This is a genomic window from Metabacillus sp. KH_069, from assembly GCF_057838075.1.
Genome location: NZ_CM174460.1, coordinates 1581731 through 1601807 on the forward strand (window position 1 = coordinate 1581731; position 20077 = coordinate 1601807).

Consider the following 20077-nt stretch of genomic DNA (forward strand, 5'->3'; position numbering starts at 1 on the left):
CAACACTCCCATCTTTTTCACGTATAGTGTGATGTATTACTAATACTTGAGGAGGGACAATATGAGGAAAAAGCTAATGGGCTTAATTGGCGCATCTGTACTCAGTGTAAGTGTAATTTTTCCACTGAGCGGGGAAGCGGCACTGGGAGACAGAACGCTTTCACAGGGAATGAGCCATTCAGATGTGAAAGAACTGCAGGAGCATCTTTTATCAAAAAGTGTGTATCCATATTTTGAAGAGACAGGCTATTATGGTCCAATTACAAAAGAAGCGGTGAAAGAATTTCAGGAAAAGAGCCGTATTCAGGTTGATGGGATAGCTGGACCGCAAACGAATCAAAAAATTAAAGTGTTGCGCTATGGCGATATGGGAAAACCAGTCATCCAGCTTCAGCGTCTGCTGAAAGAATGGGGAGTATATACTGGTATTGTTGATGGAATGTACGGAAACGGCACGAAAAGTGCAGTAGCCAATTTTCAGCAGCAAAGAGGACTGAAAAGTGATGGTATCGCTGGACCGCAAACCTTTAGTAAGCTAAATCAAAAATCAAGCAGTGTTTCAGGGACTGTAAAAGAGTTAACGGTTACAAGCACAGCTTATACGGCTTCATGCGATGGCTGTTCCGGAGTGACGAAGATGGGTGTGGATTTGAAAAAATACCCTGAAGCGAAAGTGATTGCCGTTGATCCGAATGTGATTCCAATTGGCTCAACCGTAGAAGTTGAAGGCTACGGCAAAGCGATTGCAGCTGATATTGGCGGCGCCATTACAGGCAACAAAATTGATGTCTTTATTGCCGGACAAAGCAGTGCCATCAATTGGGGCAGAAAATCAGTCAACATTAAAGTATATCAATAATAGATTTTCAGTTACATAGAAAATGAGAAATCCGCTGTCTGCAGCGGATTTTTTTATTGGATTGCACCAGATTGATAAAGGAATTGAATTGGAGCTGTGCGAATTGATTAGCTGTTCCTGCGAATGAAAACGGGATTCTCGCGAGTTGGAGATTCGTTCTTGTAAATTGGACAGCCGATTTTGCGAGTTGATTTCATAAACTCGTTATATTCAATCAATAGGTGTGTCAGCATATGCGATATAATTGCCCACGCGAAGGTTGGTCTGCTCCCATAGCAAGACTTTCCTGATAGAAAGCTGCCAATTCACCGTCGAAGCTCCAAACACATATATGCCTCATCTACATAACCATCCGCAAGCTTCAGCGCTTCTGTGTATTCGCCGAACTGAACAAAGCCCAATGACTCATACAGCGCTTTTGCGCTATGATTATCAACAGCAACCGCAAGATCGATTTTTTCAATGGCAGCATTTTCTCTTATTCGTTCAATCAAAGAGCTCAGCAGTTTTTTTCCTAATCCTTTGCCGCGCATGACAGGAGAGATGTACATGCCCAGTATTTGACCGCGGTGCTTCATTTTTTCAAGATTCTCCTGTTTGAACGCGGCGATCCCTGCGAGCTCTGCTTCAGCAAATGCGCCCATTACAAAAGCGGATGCAGAAGGAGTGATTTCCTGAATTAATTCTTCAATTGATTTTTTCTTTTCTGTTTCATAGCTTGAAGCAAAGCTGGCAGGCAGCTCATTCAGGGCCTGCAGCCGCAGTGCCCGGTACTGTTCTGTGTCTTCTTCTGTCAGCAGCCGAAACTCCATTTGAGGCACCTCTTTTCCTTGATCTAGAAGTCTAACCCGGGCTTGATGTCCGCTTTTTATCTGTCTATAGGTCGATTACTTTATCTAGTATGGTTCAATTACCTTAAAGCAATGTAAAATTCATTTTGAGAACAAAATAAAACAGCCTGAAGGAGAATTCTCTTTCAGGCTGCTGTTTTACCTATCAATGAAGCTGTTCTTTTACAATTTTATAGTTTTTATGATTGACGACCGTCCGTCTCTCAAGATCTAAATCTCGGAAATTTTCCATATACGTCAAGTCTACAATCACTGAATTTTCATTAACTTTCTCCACGATGCCACGTAAACCGTCTCTGAATTCAATCACATTGCCAACTTTAGCGATTTTCATTTCCTCTCTCCTTCTCTATACAGATCCCCCATTAGGACTATTTAACATTATTTTTTCCGTTAAGTAAAGGCTTTCAGTTAAAATTGTGTAATAATTTTGAAAAAAGGCCAAACAGATTAGATGAAGCAGATGAATGAAGCATGTTATAGTAAGATAAAATTGATTTTGAAAGAGGCGAATCAGCTTGGTTTCATCAGGTCTTGTCCTCGAAGGCGGAGGAATGCGCGGGGTTTATACAGCAGGTGTTTTAGAGTTTTTCATGGAAAAAAATCTTTATTTCCCCTATGTTATCGGGGTTTCAGCAGGTGCCTGCATGGGTGCTTCATATGTTTCGAGGCAAAAAGGAAGAAATAAGACGGTAAACCTCAATTATGCCAATCATAAAAGCTATTTATCGTTAAGCAATTATATTCGTCATAAACAGCTGTTTGGGATGGACTTCATTTTTGATGAAATTCCAAACAAGCTTGTTCCGTTTAACTTTGATTCCTTTTTGAAAAGTGATCAGACATTTTTAGTGGGAACAACAGACTGCAAGACAGGGGAGCCTGTTTACTATAATAAAAATGATATTGGGAAGGATATTTTAACGATTTTAAGAGCCTCAAGCTCCCTTCCGTTTATAGCACCAATGATTGACTATGAAGGAAGGAAACTGCTTGACGGCGGGATTGTCGATTCGATTCCGATCAGAAAATCTCAATCAGACGGCAATGCCCGCAATGTGGTGATCTTAACCAGAAATGCAGGATACAGAAAGAAAAAGAGCAGCATGGAGTGGATGGTCAGACGGTCTTTCAGAGCGTATCCATTGCTTGCAGATGCCATGCTGAACCGCTATGAGCAGTACAATCAGACGCTTGATTATATTGAGGAGCAGGAAAAGCTCGGAAATGTGTTTGTCATCCGTCCTTCCAGGAAGCTTGAGGTTGACCGGATTGAACGAAATCCGGTTAAACTGGAACGGCTCTATGAGCAGGGCTTACAGGATGCAGAAGCCTGCTTTGAGGCTCTGCAGAAGTGGCATGAGCCGCATCACGTATTATCCTGATAAAACATATCCAAACGTTTGAAGAGAGTTTCCAGGGGGAAGAGTACAGTCATACTACTTATAAAGGTGTTGTTTAGAATGAATGTATTAATTGCAGGAGCTAACGGAAAAACAGGCAGACATATAATCGAACAAATAGCACGCGGAGGCGAGCATCGCGCAATCGCAATGGTGCGGGATCCGAAGCAGGAAAAAGAGCTTGAAAAGCTGGGTGCCCAAACAGTCGTCGGCGATCTTGAAGGGGATGTATCCCATGCCGTGCATTTAGCAGATGCCATCATTTTTGCTGCGGGATCTGGATCAAAAACAGGACCTGATAAAACGATTTCTGTTGACCAGGAGGGGGCTAAAAATCTGATAGACGCTGCTAAAGAACATCGGATCCAGCATTTCGTCATGCTGAGCTCAATGGGAACAGATAACCCTTCAGCAGGTCCTGAATCAATGGAACAGTATTTCAAAGCAAAGGCAATTGCTGACGAATATCTGCGGGGATCAGATCTTTCTTATACGATTGTCAGACCTGGCGCACTGACGGATGACAGCGCCTCAGGAAAGATCGAAGCTTCAGAAAAAATCGAGAACAAAGAAAACCGCAGCATTTCCCGTGAGGATGTGGCGGCGGTTCTGATAGCGTCTCTTACTGGTGAAGAAGTGAAAAACAAAACGTTTGAAATCCTCTCTGGCGAGTCAGATATCGAGGAAGCTTTAAAATTTGTTTATTAAGTCATGGACAAGCGGGCTTCTCCTTAGTAAACTTGCATATATGAAAAGATTTGGGGGAAGTTCGTTCCATGGATAATCAATTGGCAAACGAAATGCTGGATTCTTTAAAAAATGGTGAAATCCATGAATATCATGTTCCGAAAGATGTTTTTCTTACCTTTAGAACGGTTCTTGTCGAACGTGAGGATTTCAAGCATTTCCGCGGAATAGCACAGCAGGGCGGAAGCGTCATCTACAAATATTTGCAGGTTCCCCGGAGCTGAAAACAGAACGGCTGTCATATATGACGGCCGTTTTTCTGTTTTTAGGGATTGAGAGAATGTTTATCCACATCACCCTTATGATTTTTCTATTATCGCTTTAATCTTCTTGATTGCCTCTCTTCTCCACGATTTCACACTCGCAGGACTGACATTTTCACTCTCAGCAATTTCAGTTGGCGTTTTCTTGTCAATGCAATAGCCAATCAGCCATTTTTTCTGCATCGGAGTGAGGATGTCGCCGTAGGATTGGACCATTTGCTCGCTCATTATTTCCTTTATAGGGTCTTCCGTGCCGAAATCGTCATGTTGATCGCGAAGCTCTTCTTTTTCGTGCCTTCTATTTTGTTTATTCATTTCATTCAGCATCCTTCCTTTTATACAATGATATAGATAAGTGCTGAATGAGCCTTTTGAGCCGTCATAGGTTTTTGAAGCGTGCCATAAGGCGATGAGTCCGATTTGATAGTATTCTTCATGATGCTGCCTGATGTTTAAATGTTTAATATGAAAATAAATCATACTTTGATGCTTCTCAACCAGTTCCTCAAAACTTTTATCTTCTATCATCGAATTCTCCGATTAGGAGCGCTCCACTTAAATATTCCGCGGTAAATTCATCATAATGGCGATGCTGGAAATCGTAAAAGCAGTAAAGAAGGTATATATATGCGGTTAGGTGCGCCAAATAGGCTGTTTTCCCAGGGGGAAATGACCTGTTTTCTATTTTTCTTTAGAATGAAAAGCCTGATATGCCTCATTTTTTTGAATATTGAATTGGGATACCTTCCATTTTTTAAGCAATGAATTCAGTGCATAAAGCTGTTAGGCTATTACTTGTACTTCTTACAAGCGAATCCGAATGAAAAATTGGGAGGTTTATAAATGAAGAAAGCATTTTTTACTTTTACGATCATTTCCGCACTTACCTTATCATTATTTGGGTTTGAAAAAGCAGAGGCAGCAACAAAGCACGAGGTTAAAACAGGCGATACTTTATGGCTGATCGGCAAAAAGTACGGTGTATCTATTAAAGAGATTCAATCCCTTAATCATAAAAGCGGTCAATTATTATATGTAGGCGAAAAACTGGAGGTCCCTCAATCCATTTCAGATGAAGATAAGGATTTATTGGCGCGAATTGTTCACGCTGAAGCAAAAGGCGAGCCATATGCTGGTAAAGTGGCTGTGGCAACGGTTGTCTTAAACCGTGTAAAAGATGACCGATTCCCTGATACCATTAAAGATGTTATTTATCAAAAGCAATCAGGCATTTACGCATTTTCTCCAGTTGAAAATGGCGCAATTCATGAACCTGCTGATGATAAAGCTAAAGAAGCGGTCCAAGAAGCCTTGGCTTATGAGGGTATGGGGAATGATTCTGTCTATTTCTATAATCCTGTAACAGCTGAAAGCGACTGGATTCGTACTAGAGAAGTCACGCTTACAATCGGAAAACACACATTTGCAAAATAATGAAAAAAACTCCCTTCCAGATGGATGGGAGTTTTTTTATGCCGTTTAGCAAATACATCATTGTCTCCCAAGTATGACATTTTCCATTTTTTCTTTTTGAATAATTTACAAAATGGGAGGAAATATAAGGGAAAGTATGATCGTGAAGCGTGGTGGAAATCGTGAACAAGATGTATAAGGAGAATGGAAAACCAAAGCAGTCAATGGCTGAAGTGATTACTTGCTTCAAGGCCTCGTCTGATTTTGTTCAATATGAGCATCATGCAAAAGAGATCAATTTTTGGGTGTCTTACATACGGACAGTGGTAGATCCGACGCTTTTACATGAGAGCATCCTCGCTCCTTTGCTGAATGAAAAATGGAATACCCTTGATCAGCTGAAAGAAATTGTGCCCATTGAAGAAATCATTGTCACGATTGACACGGATATTGTTTCAGAGAAATTGCTTGAAGGCTATATCATTATTTCATTCTCCGAATATGGAAGTCCATGTACATTGTTAAGAGCTACATTAAATAAGGCACGGGACATCTCCCTCCCGGAAGTTGAATTCAGTGTGGTAGGTCCGAAGGAAGCTTTTGTAGAAGCGATTGAATTTAATATCAATTTGATCCGCAAAAGAATACAAGTGCCTCAGCTGCGGATAAAAGAAATGCAAATAGGCGATCTGTCCAAAACAAAAGTGGCTGTGCTCTACATCGACAGTATAGCAGATGAAGAAAATGTAAATACCATGATCCAGAGGTTAAGAGATCTTAAATATGACCAAATAGGCGACAGCGGCTATGTGGCTCAGTTCATATCTGATAACCATAACTCTCCGTTTCCCCAGGTGCTTGATTCAGAACGGCCTGACAGGGTGGCAGCTGTTCTTGCAGAGGGTAAGGTCGCAGTAGTTGTTGATGGCTCGCCGCAGGTTTTAATCGGCCCCACAACGCTTGTAGAATTTTTCTCTTCTTTTGAAGATTATTATCTAAATTGGGTGCTGTCATCATTTTTCAGGCTGATCCGCGTATTTGCCGTAGCCTTTTCCATCTTAGTAACGCCTGTATACGTAGCGACCCTAACCTTTCATTATGAGTTAATTCCAAAGGATCTGCTGAGCACGCTCGTAACCTCGCGGCGCGAGATTCCGCTTCCCCCAATATTGGAGGCACTGTTTTTGGAGCTGACGATTGAACTGCTTCGGGAAGCGGGTGCGCGTTTGCCGACAAAGGTCGGACAGACAATCGGTATCGTAGGCGGGATCGTTATTGGGACGGCATCGGTTGAAGCGGGTCTGACCAGTAACGTTCTCCTGATCATCGTCGCTTTGGCAGCACTTGCATCGTTTACAACACCTGTTTACAAGATGGGTAATACGATTCGCCTGCTTCGATTTCCATTTTTAATTTTCGCCCAAATTTATGGGCTTCTCGGCATTGTTTTATGTTTTTGTTTTTTAGCAACTCATCTCTTAAGGCTGACATCTCTCGGGAGGCCCTTTTTAGTGCCGATTTATCCGCCCCGGAGCCGGGATCTTAAAGATGCGATTATCCGTTTCCCTTTCTCAACATTAAACAAAAGGCCTTTGGCCCTGCGGACGAAACAGCCTGATAAATTTTCAGAGAAGAAAGCAAGACAGAGACATGACATAGATGAATAGCAGATTGTGAGGTGTCCAGATGAAAAAGATCGCAGAACGATATCAAGTTTCGCATTTTCTTGTGTTTTTTCTTATTCACTCCCTTCAGTTTGGTGTCGGAGTGCTTGGCTTTCAGCGTTTTATTTCACTGGACTCCGGTCATGATGCCTGGATAGCTGTGCTTGCTTCCGGAGTCGTTGTTCATATATCGATCTTTTTGATTTATCAAATTTTAAAGGACCAAGAGGGAAACATCCTTGATATTCATAAAAAGATTTTTGGCAAGTGGATTGGCAATGGGTTAAATGCCATTGTCATTATTTACTTTACCGCTCTTGCCATTAACGTCCTCCGAACCTTTATCGAAGTTATTCAAGTATGGATGTTTCCAGATCTCAATGTCTGGATTTACAGCTTTATTTTTCTGGTGCTTGCTTATTACATATTAAATGGCGGTTTTCGGGTTGTGGCGGGTATTTGCTTCTTTGGCGTGGTGCTCCCGGGATACCTTATTTTCACCTTTTTGTTCACACTGAAATTTGCGAACTTTAATAACCTGATGCCTTTTTTTGATCACTCCATCAGTGATCTTTTAAAAAGCACGAAAAATATGTCGCTGACAGTGCTGGGTTTTGAAGCGCTGTTTATGTATTATCCTTTTCTGAAAAATCCTGAAAAATCGAGGAAGTGGGCGCACTTTGGTGCAGCAGTTACAACTTTAATCTATGTGATTATTATGCTGTTCAGCATCATTTATTTCAGTGAAGAGCAGCTTCAGAAAAACGTATGGGCAACACTTACGATCTGGAAAATTGTCGAAATGCCGTTTGTGGAAAGATTTGAATATATCGGGATCGCAAACTGGAACCTAGTCATTTTGCCGAACGTTTGTTTAACCCTCTGGTGTGCAAGCAGAGGCATGAAGCAGCTTGTGAAAATAAAGCAGAAATATACGATTCTGATTGTTCTTGCCGTCAGTTATGGAGCTGTTAATCTTATTAAAGACCGTGAACAGATCAATACGATTAACTCATTTTTAGGGGAGGTCGGCTTCTATATTTTTATAGCCTACATACCGGTTCTGTATTTACTCACTCTGATCTACCGTAAATGGAAGGGAGGAAGAAAAATTGAAACGTAAATTGCTTGTTCTTCTCATTCCGCTGTTTTTGACAGGATGTCTTGAAAAAGAAATATTGGACGATGTTAATATTATTACAGTTGTAGGCTTTGACATGGAGGGCGCAGATCAAATGAAAGGAACGGTTGTCATTCCGGTTTATACGCAGGATGCCCCTGTAGAAAGTGAAATCATCGAATCTACTTCATCTACTGATGTCAGCAAAGATATTTTAACGCACCTGCAGCGTAAATCATCTGATCCGCTCGTCCTTGGGAAAATTTCTGTTGTAATCTATTCAGAGAAAGTTGCTGAAAGAGGACTGACAAACCTTGTGGATACGCTGCAGAGGGATGCAAGTGTCGGTTCCCGCGTCTATTTGACGGTAGGCAGAGAGGATGCGAGTTCTATTATGAAAGCAAAATTTGGAAACAGAGGAGCAGCTGCCTATATTTCAAACCTGATTCGCCACAACGTTGAAAGCAGGGACGTTCCTAAAACAAACCTGCATATCTTTCTATATGATTTATATTCAAAAGACAGTGATCCCTTCTTGCCGATTTTGAAAAAAGGCGAAGGAGGCACGGTTGAAATTGATGGCCTGGCCTTATTTAAAGGAGACAAAATGGTCAGTGAAATTTCAAATGAAAAACTGATTTTCTTTAAACTGATTGCTGATAAATATACGGAAGGCATCTATGCTCTCAACCTGCCAAAAAAGGAACAGGTGGCCATTAAAGCCATTGCATCTGACCGCAAAATTGAAGTGAATAAAAAGGATCCATCCAAATTGACAATAAAGGTCAAGCTCAGCGGGGTTGTTCAGCAGTATACAGGAGACATGATCACGCCTAAAATCAAACGTGAAATGGAGAAAGCCTTTGAGAAAGAAATTATAAAAGAAACAAAACAAATGATTGAACAATTTAAAGAACTTGAGATTGATCCGCTCGGACTGCAGGATTTGGTGCAAAGCCATATTCGAGGCTTGCATACAAAAGAATGGAAAGAGATTTATCCAAAACTGTCTGTTGAAATCAAACCTGAAGTCATGATCACGGAAACAGGGGTAATTGAGTAGGGAAAAACGATCATTAAAACAAATTTTAAAATATTTGGGTGACTTGTCTCATATCCTTTTAGAAAGTTCTTCCCAGGGAGTGAGTCAGCATGAATTCTTTTTTTAAAGGAACCCTTTTATTGATCGTTGCCGCTTTTTTCAGTGAATGCATCGAATTTTTCGTCAACATGATCTTGGCGAGAGAACTTGGAGAAGAAGGAATGGGCAGATATATGTCCATTTTGCCTGTCATCTTTTTAGTTGCTGTTCTTGCAAGTCTTGAACTGCCGATTTCGATTTCCAAATACATCGCTGAAAACAAGCGGGTCCTGCATTACAGCATGCTGCGCCACGCTTTGCAGATGACAATGATTGTTACACTTGCTGTGCTGATGGCAAGCATCATCCTTTTTTCAGCTACGTCTTTGCTTGACGGATTTCATCCAATCGTTAAATGGCTGATTATTGGGCTCATTCCGATTGCGTCGTTCTCCTCGATTGCAAGAGGGTACTTTATGGGTGTGCAGCAGATGGGAAAGATTGCTTTTTCGAATTTTTTGCGAAAAGCGGTGCAATTCAGTGTGCTTCTGCTCATTTTCACCATTTTTAAGTTCGATCAAAATGCTTTGCTGATTGCGCTCTGTGCTTTTATTGGCAGTGAACTGATTGTTTTTGTATATTTGATCAGTATGTTTATGATACATATGCATGCTCTGAAATATGAAAACAACACATTTACAACCGGTAAACACGCAAGGCAAAAGCTGCTGTCTGTATCCCTCCCGACTACAGGCTTGAGGATCTTTCATGCCATCACAAATGCGATCCAGCCTTTTTTAATCCAGACAGCACTCATTACGGCGGGATTCACCACGGTTGCAGCAACTGAGCATTTTGGCATGCTGACGGGTGTAGCAATGACCATTGGCTTCTTTCCGGCATTTATTGCCCATTCATTAATGATTATGCTGATTCCAAACGTTTCTGATTCATACGCCAGGCAGGATACTAAGACATTGCGGGTGCTTCTCCAGCAATCGATGTCTTTTACCATGCTTTACGGAATACCGGCCGTATTTATTATTTATCTTTTTGCAGAACCGCTGACATCGCTGTTCTTCTCATCTGATCAGGCAGCTTTTTATCTGAAGCTGCTGTGGCCATACTTTTTGTTTCATTTTTTCGTCATTCCCATGCAGGCTTATTTAATAGGACTTGGGCTTGTGAAAGATGCCTTTTACCATACTGTCTGGTCGCATATTGTCTCATTTGGGATGATGTTTTTGCTTGGTTCACAGCCCTCGCTGCAAATGGCAGGAATTATTCTTGGGATGAATACAGGCATTGTGCTTTTAACGCTCATGCATTATGTGACAATCTGCCAGAAGATCGGAATTACGCTGTGGCTCACAGAGCGCAGGGACAGTGTTTACCGATGATTCTGAAAGCTTGCAATACACTTGCTAGTCCGATAATAAGAAAAAGGATTGAAATAGCCCTTGACCCGCTGTAAAATACGGAGATAACTTCATACGTTTTCCTTATATAATCATGGAGATATGGTCCATAAGTTTCTACCTGGCAGCCTTAAAGTGCCGGACTATAAGGAGAGTACGAACAGGCAGTCTGATGAAGAGACCATTGTTCAAGCTTTCTTTATAAAGTCTTGAACAGCGGTCTCTTTTTTTTATTTCTTTTTAGACGTCAGACATCTGACCGCGCCCGTTCATGATTGGAAAACGACTGATGACATTAATAGATGGGGGCATTCATATGAGTATTTTATACGGGATTTTATCACTTGCAGGCATTTTATTTCTCGGCTGGCTTCTAAGCAGCAGCCGTAAAAGTATTCCATGGAAAACAATCGGCATTGGATTATTGCTTGAAGCTGCTTTGATTTTATTTGTTATGAAAGTAAAAGCGGGAGAGATGATTTTAGAAAAAGCAGCTTTTGCTGTTCAAAAAATCATCGATTTCAGCAGCGAGGGCATTGAATTTGTGTTTGGCGGGTTTTATGGTGAAGGCTCAAACATCACGTTTGTGTTTGCGATAAATGTACTTGCTGTTGTCATCTTTATATCTGCACTTATTTCAGCTCTTTATTATTTGAGAATTATCCCTTTTGTTGTAAGAATTATTGGTTTATCAATTGGGAAACTGCTTGGAACAACCAAGGTTGAAACGTTCAGTGCTGTCGGAAATTCCTTTTTGGGGCTGGTTGAAGCGCCGCTTCTGGTTCGGCCGTATTTAAAGGATTTAACTCGATCAGAATTATTTGCGGTGATGGTAGGCGGCACGGCTTCAGCAAGCGGAGCCATCCTTGTCGGGTATTCACTGATGGGAATTGATATGAAATATCTTCTTATCTCTGTTTTCAGCGTTCCCTTTGTTTCATTGATTATCGCAAAACTGCTTGAGCCTGAAACAGAGGTTTCCAAAACAAATGACAATGTGGCGATGGAAAAAACGAAGCATGCCAATGTTTTTGAAGCGATCGCTGAAGGAGCAGTCAGCGGCGTAACTCTTGCACTGAACATAGGAGGACTTCTGATTGCGTTTATCAGTATTCTGGCTCTGATTAACGGAGGACTTGGACTGATCGGAACGGACCTGTCCACAATCTTCGGATATGTATTTTATCCATTTGCCATCATGATCGGCATTCCATTTGAGGATGCTTTCAGAGCAGCTTCCATTATCGGAACGAAATTATCAGTCAATGAATTTGTTGCTTATCTTGATCTAAGTAAAATGATTGATGAGTTAAATCCTAAAACAGTTGCCATTCTCTCAATTGCTCTTTGCAATTTTGCGAACCTGTCTTCAATCGGTCAGCTGATTGTCGGTTTAGGATCCCTTGAACCAACAAAACGTTCCCTCGTTTCAAAGCTTGGATTAAAAGCGATTGTCGGCGGAACATTGGCAAGTTTTATTACAGCAGTTTTAGTGGGAATGTTCATGTAAGAAAGGAAAGCACCTTGTTAAGGGTGCTTTTTCTTATGGAAAAAGGTCCCTTTTTCTGCGGACAATTTCTAAAAGTGCGGCCGGCAAGCGTAAATTAAATTGTATGTCAAAAAGGCGGGAGGGTTTTAGATGGGAATAAAAATGATTAAGCTGTCTGTTCTGTATTTGGCTGTTGGTCTTCTGCTCGGACTGTTTATGTCGATTGCCCATGACTATACATTGACACCAGTTCACGTCCACATTAATTTATTGGGATGGACGACACTTACGATTGCCGGCATTTTATATTATGCATTTCCTGAGTTAACCGATCATTTTTTGGCGAAGGCTCACTTTTGGCTCCATAATGCCGGACTTCCGGTAATGATGATTGGGCTTGTGTTTACAGTTTCGGGAAATAACAGTTTAGTGCTTCTTACCATCATTGGATCCTTCGCAACAGTGATTGGGCTTTTATTTTTTGTCTGGAATGTTTTGGCGAATTTAAAATGAAATGGAAAAGGGAGCACGACATCATGCTTCCTTTTTGGTTAATTTTTATAAGTGAATTCCTGATATTTCCCAGTGCCATTGCACTGCAGGCATTTTTTCGAAAGCGGGATAAAAGGATTTGTTCTGATTTTGCCTGCTCCGCTGCAGTGTCTGCAAATGACGACAAGTGCCATCACATGGCCTCCTCTCAAAATAGACAAGCTGACTTCTGCATCTATTTTGGGGAAAAAAGGATGTTTTTATACGTCTTGCTTATGTCTTGATATCCATTCCTCTCTCAGCATGCCCATCTTGATAGAATCGTAATAGACACCTTTATAAAGTCTGCACTTGCGGATTCTGCCTTCTTCTTTCATTCCTGTTTTTTCAGCCACTCTGATCATTCTTGCGTTCCCTGACCATGTCGTTAAACCGATGCGAATCAAGTTGTATTTTTCAAATAAGTGCTGAATCCAAAGGTTCAAAGCTTTTGTTCCTATTCCGCTGTGCCAATTCCGGGGCTCATAGATGACGATGCCAACTTCAAGCCAATTAGATGGCTGATGCTCCCAGTAGTATGTGACCATTCCGATCAGCCGCTGATCTGTATATATATAAAGTTTGTTTGGGTTAGGATCTTTCATTTCTTTCTTTTTCTGTTTCTCGAAATCTTTTCTTGTCATAATGCCTAAGGGGAAATAAGGAGCATCCCATTTTTTCCATTCAGGCTCTGCCTCGCCGTATACGAAATGAAATAATTTAGAGATATCGGCTGTATTTAATTGTTTTAAAGTTACTCTTTCACCACGAAGCATAGATAGCATTCAACTCCTTTATTAAAAATTTCTCTATTATTGGATGGATTCCTTTTCCTTTATAAGAATATTTTGTAAAAATTCATTCGAAAAATGTAAATAGGGAAGATTATAAGAACTTCATCATCCGAAAAAATTAGTATTTTAACTCCTTTCCGGAAATCTTTATAAAACCTTTTATACCTTAAAACTTGATGGCAGAAGAAAATTGGACTGTTAATAGCTTTTCGCGGCTCTTGTTGATAATTATTATTAAATAGAAATAATAATAATTTTTATTGAGTTTTGCGTACATTTTGGTATAATGAGACATATACTGATTCGACATAGCGGATATATGGGGATTTGCTGCTGGAAATCAGCAGCATTTATCTTTTTCATAAGCTTATTGAAGATGATTATTTTTCTCAATTAGGGAGGTATACAATGCTTGTAAATGAAAATGCTTTTCATCAGGCAGATGATGAGAATACAAAATTTGATAGACTTAAAGAATACGGTGAACTAATTGCGGCCATCCTCTCTGGGATTCTGATTTTAATAGGGTGGGCCATTCAAACGAATCAGGGGGACTCGCCTGCAGCTGTCGCTTTATTTATATCAGCCTTTTTAATCGGCGGATATGCGAAAGCAAAAGAGGGAATTGAAGAAACACTTGAAGAGAGAAAGCTGAATGTTGAATTGCTGATGGTTTTTGCAGCCATTGGTTCAGGAATTATTGGATACTGGATTGAAGGGGCCATCTTAATCTTTATTTTTGCATTAAGCGGGGCGCTTGAAACATTTACATTGAACAAAAGCCAGCGTGAGCTTTCTGCGCTGATGGAGCTGCAGCCTGAGGAAGCTTCCCTGCTTAAGGACGGCAAAGAAACAAGAGTTCATGTATCTTCACTTGAAATTGGAGACTTGATCGCTGTAAGACCAGGGGAGCGAATCCCGACAGACGGGGTAGTAGCGTCTGGAACGACAAGCATTGACCAGGCGGCGATAACGGGTGAATCCATTCCAGTGGAGAAAAAGACGGAAGACACAGTATTTGCAGGTACCGTTAATATAAATGGCTCGATTACAGTCAAAGTAACAAAAAACAGCGATGAGACTCTTTTCCAGAAGATCATCAAGCTTGTTCAATCTGCTCAGTCTGAAAAGTCGCCTTCCCAGCAGTTTATCGAACGATTTGAAGGCACTTATGTAAAAGGGGTATTGATTGCAGTTGCGCTGATGATGGTTTTGCCGCACTATCTGCTTGGCTGGAGCTTCAATGAGAGCTTCTACCGGGCGATGGTTCTGATGGTTGTGGCATCACCATGTGCATTGGTCGCATCGATTACGCCAGCAACACTGTCAGCAATTTCTAATGGGGCAAGAAACGGCCTGTTATTCAAAGGCGGTGTTCACTTAGAGAGATTAAGCAAGCTGAAGGTGATTGCTTTTGACAAAACGGGCACACTCACAAAAGGTGAGCCTGTTGTGACAGATGTGAAAATCAGCTCAAATGCAGATGAAATGGACGTTTTCAAAGCGGTGCTGTCGATTGAAAAGCAATCCAATCATCCGCTTGCAAAGGCAATTGTTGGCTATATTGAAAAGAAATATCCTGCTCTTCAACCCGAAATGCTTGATGTACAAGAGCAATCCGGTTTTGGCGTAACGGCCAAATGGAAGGGTGAAATGTGGAGTGTCGGGAAGCCCGTTGCGGAAAATAACGAAGAGAACATGATGACGGCATTTGGATTAGAGAGAGCAGAAGAGGGAAAAACCATTGTCTATGTAAAAAATGAGAGCGGGATCGCGGCCGTTCTTAGTCTTCAGGATGTATTGAGAGACGATGCCGTTCAAGCGATTGATGAGCTGAAACAAGCTGGAATTCATACAGTGATGCTGACAGGAGATAATAAGTCCACAGCACAATCTGTTGCAAGTGCAGCAAAAGTAGACCAATTTATTGCGGAATGCCTGCCTGATGATAAGGTGGCAGAAGTGAAGAAGCTTGGCAAGAAATACGGACATACAGCCATGATCGGAGACGGCATCAATGATGCTCCTGCCCTCGCTGCTGCAAGTGTAGGAATTGCCATGGGCGAAGGGACGGATGTTGCTCTTGAAACGGCAGATATTGTCCTGATGAAAAATGATCTGACGAAACTGAAAAAAGCGATTGAGGTCTCACGGAAAATGGATAAAATCATCAAACAGAACATTGTTTTTTCAATGTCAGTCATTGCCCTGCTGATCTGTTCGAATTTCCTGCAGGTGCTTGATTTGCCGCTTGGAGTCATCGGGCATGAAGGAAGCACAATTCTTGTTATTTTAAATGGACTGCGGTTATTAAGATAAAAAAAGGACGAAAGATTTCTTTCGTCCTTTTTCTATGTCGTTCTTTCTCCTGTTGATTCATCATCAGGTCTTTTGCTCACGATCACATAAGCTGCAGCAATACAAATGAAGCCTATGATCCACCCGATCAGGGAGCTATAGTAAAACCAATCTGTTAATTGAATAAAAATAAAAGGTGATGCAAAACCGATTATACATAAGATGAGGACTATATTTCGTTTCATCAACTTCAGCAATGCTAACATCTCCTTAACTAGGTAAAGAACCAATTCCCACTTTATTATACATAAAAAGAAAGCACATGGAAAATCAGCATTTCCTTTTTTAGAAAGGCTCTTTTTATTGTGATTGTTGTTTTTGGCTGTTCATTCACTCCGGATCTCCAATGCAGGCTGATTCAAATCGGCCAAATAAATGGCATCAGCCAAATTAGCTGATGCCATTTATATTATAGCAAGAAGAACCCGAGAGAAATGATGACCCCGCTTATCAGCAGGATAAATACACAATAACCCATGATATCTTTTGCTTTTAGCCCTGCTATGGCCAAAGCTGGCAAAGCCCAGAATGGCTGGATCATGTTTGTCCAGGCATCTCCCCATGCTACGGCCATGGCTGTTTTTGCCATAGGAACGTCAAGTGCTTTAGCAGCCTCGAGCATGACAGGCGCCTGAACAGCCCATTGCCCGCCGCCCGACGGAACGAATATATTTACGATTCCTGCACTCCAAAAAGCGAACACCGGAAACGTCTGCTGATTGGAAATAGATACAAAACCTTCTGAAATGACAGCCGCAAGCCCTGATGTGACCATCATTCCCATGATTCCTGCATAAAAAGGAAATTGAATAATGATTCCTGAGGCGCCTTTAATCGCTTCTGTCACAGCATTTAAAAAATTCCTTGGTGTTCCGTGAAAGAGGATTCCCAAAAATAAAAATAAAAAATTCACCACATCTAAGTTCAGCTTAAATCCATTGGTCATAAAATAGGATATAAGAAAGATAAGTCCCATGACGCCGATTAATAGAGAAATGATTCTGCTGTTTTCAAGACGGTCGGCAGGAGTAAGTGCTTCTTTTTCAAGAGCGGCAGCTTCCATCCGCGGATCTCTCAGCAGTTCCGGATTAACGGTAACGGTCTCTTCTTTTCTTGGCATCATCAAGCGGTTGACGATCGGCAAGGTGATGAAGAGCACGCCGACAATAATCAAGTTAAACGGGGCGAAAATTGTTTCGCTGGTAGGAATAAGACCAATCATATTCTGTGCAAAATGGCCTTCTGTCGCAATTGTAAGCGGTACGGAGCCTGAGATTCCGCCATGCCAGATGACAAATCCGCTGTAGGCGCTGGCAATCAGAAGACGGTAATCAAGGTTCTCGATTTTTTTGGCTAATTCCTTGGCATACAATGCGCCGATGACAAGCCCAAAGCCCCAGTTTATAAAGCTTGCAAGCATCGAAACAATGGTAACGTAAATGATTGCCTGGCCAGGTGTTTTAGCAGCATCCGCAAGGGCGCTTAATCCCTTTTTGAAAAGCGGGCTGCTTGCAAGAACATGTCCTGTCACCAGAACGAGCACCATCTGCATGGCGAAGCTGAGAAGTCCCCAGAAGCCGCCGCCCCAGTACTCGACCATTTGAAGAGGTGAGGAAGGGGTGAATATTAGCCCCAGAGCAAAGACGACGAATGTTAGAATGATGACAAACAAGTATGGATCAGGCAAATAACGCTGCATAATCCTGTTCGAAAAAGAAATTACTGCTTTCAAGCTGCTTCCCTCCAATATAGTTATTTCTCTAAATGTATTCGCTTTCAAGAGAGAATCTCCTTTTTTATATCTGATATTAGAAATAGCCTATATGAATTAGTAAAAAAATGTTAAAATGATATGAATTTACAGTTATTAGAGGAAGTCAGGTGATCATGATGAGCAAACTCATTCCGCTGGGGTATCTCAGTGCCATTATTCTTATTTTATCGGGCATTTTTTATTTTTTTGCATCCAATTGGAGCGGTTTTGGACGATTGGAAAAGGTAGGTCTTGCAATCGGGATGATCGTTTTATTTTATGCGGCAAGCTTTATGAGCGGAAAGATTTTGTCAAATAGGGAGGATCTTCCAAAGTGGCTGCTAGTCGGAGGAGCTGTCTCGTTTGGCGCTGCAGCTGCATTGATCGGTCAGATCTATAACTCGCATGCGGACAGCTACCTTTTATTTTTCATCTGGATGGTGCCTTCGATTGCACTCGCCATTATTACGCGCTATCAGCCGTTTGCCATCCTGAGCTATGGGTTATTGCTGCTTACGTACTGGTTTTACATGTTTCCGGCAAGTGTCTCAATCAATCGCTCTGATTTAGAAGAATGGCTGATTTATGTCGGCATGGTCTTACTGAATGCAATGGTATTTGGCTTAGCCTATTTGTTAAAGCTAAAACCGCTGCAATATGCATCTTTTACTGTCGTTCATCTCTTTTTGATCATCATGTCATTTTACGATGTGTTTAAACCGTATAGTTCTTGGATGAACATCGTTTATTTGGCAGTTATTATAATCAGCTATATCCTATTCATGAAAAAAGACAGTCAGCATACGCTGACCATTATTACGTTTGTTATGCTGGGGGTTTTTGCTCTCTCAAAATATGCCGAAGTCAGTATAAGGCTGGCAGACAAAATCGGACCATACAGCTTTTATTTATTTTCCATCCTCGGGACACTGCTCTTTTTGGGAGGAGGCATTTACCTTGCCGTACGTGTAACGAGAAGAGCACCGGATGACTCGCTTACGTATAAAGTGTTTAAAAACATTTTAATTGTGATCATTACCTTTACTTCATCTCTATTGCTTTCGTTCAGCCTTGGCGGATTATTGTTTCTGATCTTTCAATCGGAATATAGCCTGGCTGTGTTCAGTCTTCTTCTCATCGGCACAGCTGTTTTTTGGAAAAAGCTATATGCGGCTGCAAGGTACACGTTATTCATTACAGGGATTTTAACAGCATTAGGTGTTCTTTTCATGCTTAATGCAGGCGCAGCCATTCTCTTTATTGCGGTCAGCCTGGTGATTATCCTGATTGAACGGGAAAAGTTTCTCCAGTTTCTTGCCTATACGTTTATGCTTGCATGCTTCATCAGTCTGTTTTCTGTGCACCTTCAATGGATGGAGAATTTCCGCCTCGTCTTAGCGGTATTAGCGATCGCGCAATTTTTGATGCTGCTCGTGCCGATGGACAAAGTGAGACAGCTCAGCAGCTTTTGTGTCTTTTACGGCTTTCTCCTTCTTTATCCGGCCGCTTTTTGGGGAACGGACTGGAAGGAAACCCTTATCTATCAGATTCTGTATTTCGGACTGAATGCAGCCATGCTTGCCCTCTATCATAATAGAGAGGTCCTTGTTAAGAGAAACATCACCTGGACGTTTTTTATTCTATTTTTCATCGGACTTTATTACGATTTTGCCTGGAAGCTGCTACATAAATCGCTGACTTTCCTGCTGCTTGGTCTGGTGATCTTTGCAGCAGTCAGATTTTTTGATAAAGAAAAGCCTGCTGGAATAAATATATTTACAAACAGGACTTGGGCTATGATTGCAGGTGTTTTTATCCTGCAGCTTGCTTTTACAGGCTACCAGAGCTTTTCAAATGAACAGGCACTGGAGCAGGGAAAAGAAGTTGTGCTTGAACTGCAGCCGCTCGACCCAAGATCTATGCTGCAGGGAGATTATGTACAGCTGCAATATGAGGCTGGCCGATTTAAGCCGGCAGATGACATTAAAAGCGGAACTGTCATCACCGTTAAGCTGAAAAAAGACAGCAGTGGCATTTACAGGCCAACCGGAGAAACGGCTGAAGGGAGAGCTGGGGACGTATTTAAAAAGCCTCAAGCGGACGAAGCCTATTTGACGGGTAAATATAACGGCTATGACGGGCTTGTCTTTGGAATTGAATCTTTCTTTGTTGAAGAGGGAACAGGGATGGAACTTGAACGAACGGCTAAATATGCAAAAGTGATCGTTTCGGATGAAGGCAATGCCCTGCTTGTAGATGTGAAAAGAGATATATCTTCGCTCAAATAAGAAAAAATCCATCCGTTACAGGATGGATTTTTTCTATGAACCTAT

General features: G+C 41.5%; 20 protein-coding genes and 1 riboswitch. Of the genes, 13 read left to right on the top strand and 7 right to left on the bottom strand.

What is annotated here, in order from left to right:
- Window positions 1-61 precede the first annotated feature (61 nt).
- Window positions 62-859 carry a peptidoglycan-binding protein gene (locus AC3ISE_RS07805; RefSeq protein ID WP_489223752.1) on the top strand — a complete coding sequence of 266 codons (798 nt, stop codon included), beginning with the start codon at window positions 62-64 and terminating at the stop codon, window positions 857-859.
- A gap of 305 nt (window positions 860-1164) precedes the next feature.
- Here AC3ISE_RS07805 and AC3ISE_RS07810 read toward each other — a convergent pair whose 3' ends face one another.
- Together AC3ISE_RS07810 and AC3ISE_RS07815 are read right to left on the bottom strand one after the other, a co-directional pair.
- On the bottom strand, window positions 1165-1671 hold the full coding sequence (locus AC3ISE_RS07810; protein WP_489223753.1) for a GNAT family N-acetyltransferase: 507 nt from the start codon (window positions 1669-1671) through the stop codon (window positions 1165-1167).
- A 184-nt stretch (window positions 1672-1855) separates the two neighbouring features.
- On the bottom strand, window positions 1856-2044 hold the full coding sequence (locus AC3ISE_RS07815) for a YkvS family protein (protein ID WP_029281718.1): 189 nt from the start codon (window positions 2042-2044) through the stop codon (window positions 1856-1858).
- Between the two features lie 184 nt (window positions 2045-2228).
- On the opposite strand from AC3ISE_RS07815, the gene AC3ISE_RS07820 reads away from it, so the two are divergent.
- The 3 genes from AC3ISE_RS07820 to AC3ISE_RS07830 all read left to right on the top strand — a co-directional run bounded on the left by AC3ISE_RS07820 (window position 2229) and on the right by AC3ISE_RS07830 (window position 4084).
- Window positions 2229-3095 (top strand): patatin-like phospholipase family protein, encoded by an 867-nt coding sequence (locus tag AC3ISE_RS07820; RefSeq protein ID WP_489223754.1) that lies wholly within the window; start codon window positions 2229-2231, stop codon window positions 3093-3095.
- 78 nt (window positions 3096-3173) lie between these two features.
- A complete protein-coding gene (locus tag AC3ISE_RS07825) occupies window positions 3174-3821 on the top strand; it encodes an SDR family oxidoreductase (protein WP_489223755.1) in 648 nt (215 codons plus the stop codon).
- 68 nt (window positions 3822-3889) lie between these two features.
- Window positions 3890-4084, top strand: coding sequence for a hypothetical protein (locus tag AC3ISE_RS07830; protein WP_133311479.1), 195 nt, complete (start codon window positions 3890-3892; stop codon window positions 4082-4084).
- Between the two features lie 75 nt (window positions 4085-4159).
- On the opposite strand, the gene AC3ISE_RS07835 is transcribed toward AC3ISE_RS07830, so the two are convergent.
- Window positions 4160-4651 (bottom strand): sigma-70 family RNA polymerase sigma factor, encoded by a 492-nt coding sequence (locus tag AC3ISE_RS07835; protein WP_489223756.1) that lies wholly within the window; start codon window positions 4649-4651, stop codon window positions 4160-4162.
- 315 nt (window positions 4652-4966) lie between these two features.
- On the opposite strand from AC3ISE_RS07835, the gene AC3ISE_RS07840 reads away from it, so the two are divergent.
- From AC3ISE_RS07840 to AC3ISE_RS07870, 7 genes are all read left to right on the top strand, one after another.
- The gene (locus AC3ISE_RS07840) at window positions 4967-5557 is read left to right on the top strand and encodes a cell wall hydrolase (RefSeq protein WP_489223757.1); all 591 of its coding nucleotides are present in this window, start codon (window positions 4967-4969) and stop codon (window positions 5555-5557) included.
- A 170-nt stretch (window positions 5558-5727) separates the two neighbouring features.
- The gene (locus AC3ISE_RS07845; RefSeq protein WP_489224291.1) at window positions 5728-7203 is read left to right on the top strand and encodes a spore germination protein; all 1476 of its coding nucleotides are present in this window, start codon (window positions 5728-5730) and stop codon (window positions 7201-7203) included.
- Between the two features lie 19 nt (window positions 7204-7222).
- The gene (locus AC3ISE_RS07850; RefSeq protein ID WP_489223758.1) at window positions 7223-8323 is read left to right on the top strand and encodes a GerAB/ArcD/ProY family transporter; all 1101 of its coding nucleotides are present in this window, start codon (window positions 7223-7225) and stop codon (window positions 8321-8323) included.
- The gene (locus AC3ISE_RS07855; protein ID WP_489223759.1) at window positions 8313-9383 is read left to right on the top strand and encodes a Ger(x)C family spore germination protein; all 1071 of its coding nucleotides are present in this window, start codon (window positions 8313-8315) and stop codon (window positions 9381-9383) included. Before AC3ISE_RS07850 ends, AC3ISE_RS07855 begins: the two co-directional genes overlap by 11 nt.
- An 89-nt stretch (window positions 9384-9472) precedes the next feature.
- A complete protein-coding gene (locus AC3ISE_RS07860) occupies window positions 9473-10801 on the top strand; it encodes a polysaccharide biosynthesis protein (protein WP_489223760.1) in 1329 nt (442 codons plus the stop codon).
- Between the two features lie 82 nt (window positions 10802-10883).
- Window positions 10884-10985, top strand: a riboswitch (purine riboswitch).
- A 150-nt stretch (window positions 10986-11135) separates the two neighbouring features.
- Window positions 11136-12329 carry a NupC/NupG family nucleoside CNT transporter gene (locus AC3ISE_RS07865; RefSeq protein ID WP_489223761.1) on the top strand — a complete coding sequence of 398 codons (1194 nt, stop codon included), beginning with the start codon at window positions 11136-11138 and terminating at the stop codon, window positions 12327-12329.
- 129 nt (window positions 12330-12458) lie between these two features.
- Window positions 12459-12821 carry a cbb3-type cytochrome c oxidase subunit I gene (locus AC3ISE_RS07870; protein ID WP_489223762.1) on the top strand — a complete coding sequence of 121 codons (363 nt, stop codon included), beginning with the start codon at window positions 12459-12461 and terminating at the stop codon, window positions 12819-12821.
- Window positions 12822-12859: 38 nt separating this feature from the next.
- Here the strand turns inward: AC3ISE_RS07870 and AC3ISE_RS07875 are convergent, their stop codons facing one another.
- Together AC3ISE_RS07875 and AC3ISE_RS07880 are read right to left on the bottom strand one after the other, a co-directional pair.
- Window positions 12860-12994: a hypothetical protein gene (locus tag AC3ISE_RS07875; RefSeq protein WP_489223763.1), complete on the bottom strand. Its 135-nt coding sequence runs from the start codon at window positions 12992-12994 to the stop codon at window positions 12860-12862.
- A 66-nt stretch (window positions 12995-13060) separates the two neighbouring features.
- Window positions 13061-13615, bottom strand: coding sequence for a GNAT family N-acetyltransferase (locus tag AC3ISE_RS07880; RefSeq protein ID WP_489223764.1), 555 nt, complete (start codon window positions 13613-13615; stop codon window positions 13061-13063).
- Window positions 13616-14041: 426 nt separating this feature from the next.
- Here AC3ISE_RS07880 and AC3ISE_RS07885 point away from each other — a divergent pair, with 426 nt between their 5' ends.
- Window positions 14042-15952, top strand: coding sequence for a heavy metal translocating P-type ATPase (locus AC3ISE_RS07885; protein ID WP_489223765.1), 1911 nt, complete (start codon window positions 14042-14044; stop codon window positions 15950-15952).
- A 32-nt stretch (window positions 15953-15984) separates the two neighbouring features.
- On the opposite strand, the gene AC3ISE_RS07890 is transcribed toward AC3ISE_RS07885, so the two are convergent.
- The gene (locus tag AC3ISE_RS07890; RefSeq protein ID WP_083328206.1) at window positions 15985-16188 is read right to left on the bottom strand and encodes a hypothetical protein; all 204 of its coding nucleotides are present in this window, start codon (window positions 16186-16188) and stop codon (window positions 15985-15987) included.
- 212 nt (window positions 16189-16400) lie between these two features.
- Entirely contained in the window at window positions 16401-17723 is a 1323-nt protein-coding gene (locus AC3ISE_RS07895) for a short-chain fatty acid transporter (RefSeq protein ID WP_489223766.1), read from the bottom strand.
- A 155-nt stretch (window positions 17724-17878) separates the two neighbouring features.
- Here AC3ISE_RS07895 and AC3ISE_RS07900 point away from each other — a divergent pair, with 155 nt between their 5' ends.
- Complete coding sequence (locus AC3ISE_RS07900; protein WP_489223767.1) at window positions 17879-20032, top strand: GDYXXLXY domain-containing protein; 2154 nt, start codon at window positions 17879-17881, stop codon at window positions 20030-20032.
- Window positions 20033-20077 lie beyond the last annotated feature (45 nt).

Excerpts from the sequence above, each read along its gene's own strand:
- AC3ISE_RS07805 (WP_489223752.1), top strand. The coding sequence starts at position 62 with ATGAGGAAAAAGCTAATGGGCTTAATTGGCGCATCTGTACTCAGTGTA.
- AC3ISE_RS07810 (WP_489223753.1), bottom strand. The coding sequence starts at position 1,671 with ATGGAGTTTCGGCTGCTGACAGAAGAAGACACAGAACAGTACCGGGCA.
- AC3ISE_RS07815 (WP_029281718.1), bottom strand. The coding sequence starts at position 2,044 with ATGAAAATCGCTAAAGTTGGCAATGTGATTGAATTCAGAGACGGTTTA.
- AC3ISE_RS07825 (WP_489223755.1), top strand. The coding sequence starts at position 3,174 with ATGAATGTATTAATTGCAGGAGCTAACGGAAAAACAGGCAGACATATA.
- AC3ISE_RS07830 (WP_133311479.1), top strand. The coding sequence starts at position 3,890 with ATGGATAATCAATTGGCAAACGAAATGCTGGATTCTTTAAAAAATGGT.
- AC3ISE_RS07835 (WP_489223756.1), bottom strand. The coding sequence starts at position 4,651 with ATGATAGAAGATAAAAGTTTTGAGGAACTGGTTGAGAAGCATCAAAGT.
- AC3ISE_RS07840 (WP_489223757.1), top strand. The coding sequence starts at position 4,967 with ATGAAGAAAGCATTTTTTACTTTTACGATCATTTCCGCACTTACCTTA.
- AC3ISE_RS07845 (WP_489224291.1), top strand. The coding sequence starts at position 5,728 with ATGTATAAGGAGAATGGAAAACCAAAGCAGTCAATGGCTGAAGTGATT.
- AC3ISE_RS07850 (WP_489223758.1), top strand. The coding sequence starts at position 7,223 with ATGAAAAAGATCGCAGAACGATATCAAGTTTCGCATTTTCTTGTGTTT.
- AC3ISE_RS07860 (WP_489223760.1), top strand. The coding sequence starts at position 9,473 with ATGAATTCTTTTTTTAAAGGAACCCTTTTATTGATCGTTGCCGCTTTT.
- AC3ISE_RS07865 (WP_489223761.1), top strand. The coding sequence starts at position 11,136 with ATGAGTATTTTATACGGGATTTTATCACTTGCAGGCATTTTATTTCTC.
- AC3ISE_RS07870 (WP_489223762.1), top strand. The coding sequence starts at position 12,459 with ATGGGAATAAAAATGATTAAGCTGTCTGTTCTGTATTTGGCTGTTGGT.
- AC3ISE_RS07875 (WP_489223763.1), bottom strand. The coding sequence starts at position 12,994 with ATGGCACTTGTCGTCATTTGCAGACACTGCAGCGGAGCAGGCAAAATC.
- AC3ISE_RS07880 (WP_489223764.1), bottom strand. The coding sequence starts at position 13,615 with ATGCTTCGTGGTGAAAGAGTAACTTTAAAACAATTAAATACAGCCGAT.
- AC3ISE_RS07885 (WP_489223765.1), top strand. The coding sequence starts at position 14,042 with ATGCTTGTAAATGAAAATGCTTTTCATCAGGCAGATGATGAGAATACA.
- AC3ISE_RS07900 (WP_489223767.1), top strand. The coding sequence starts at position 17,879 with ATGATGAGCAAACTCATTCCGCTGGGGTATCTCAGTGCCATTATTCTT.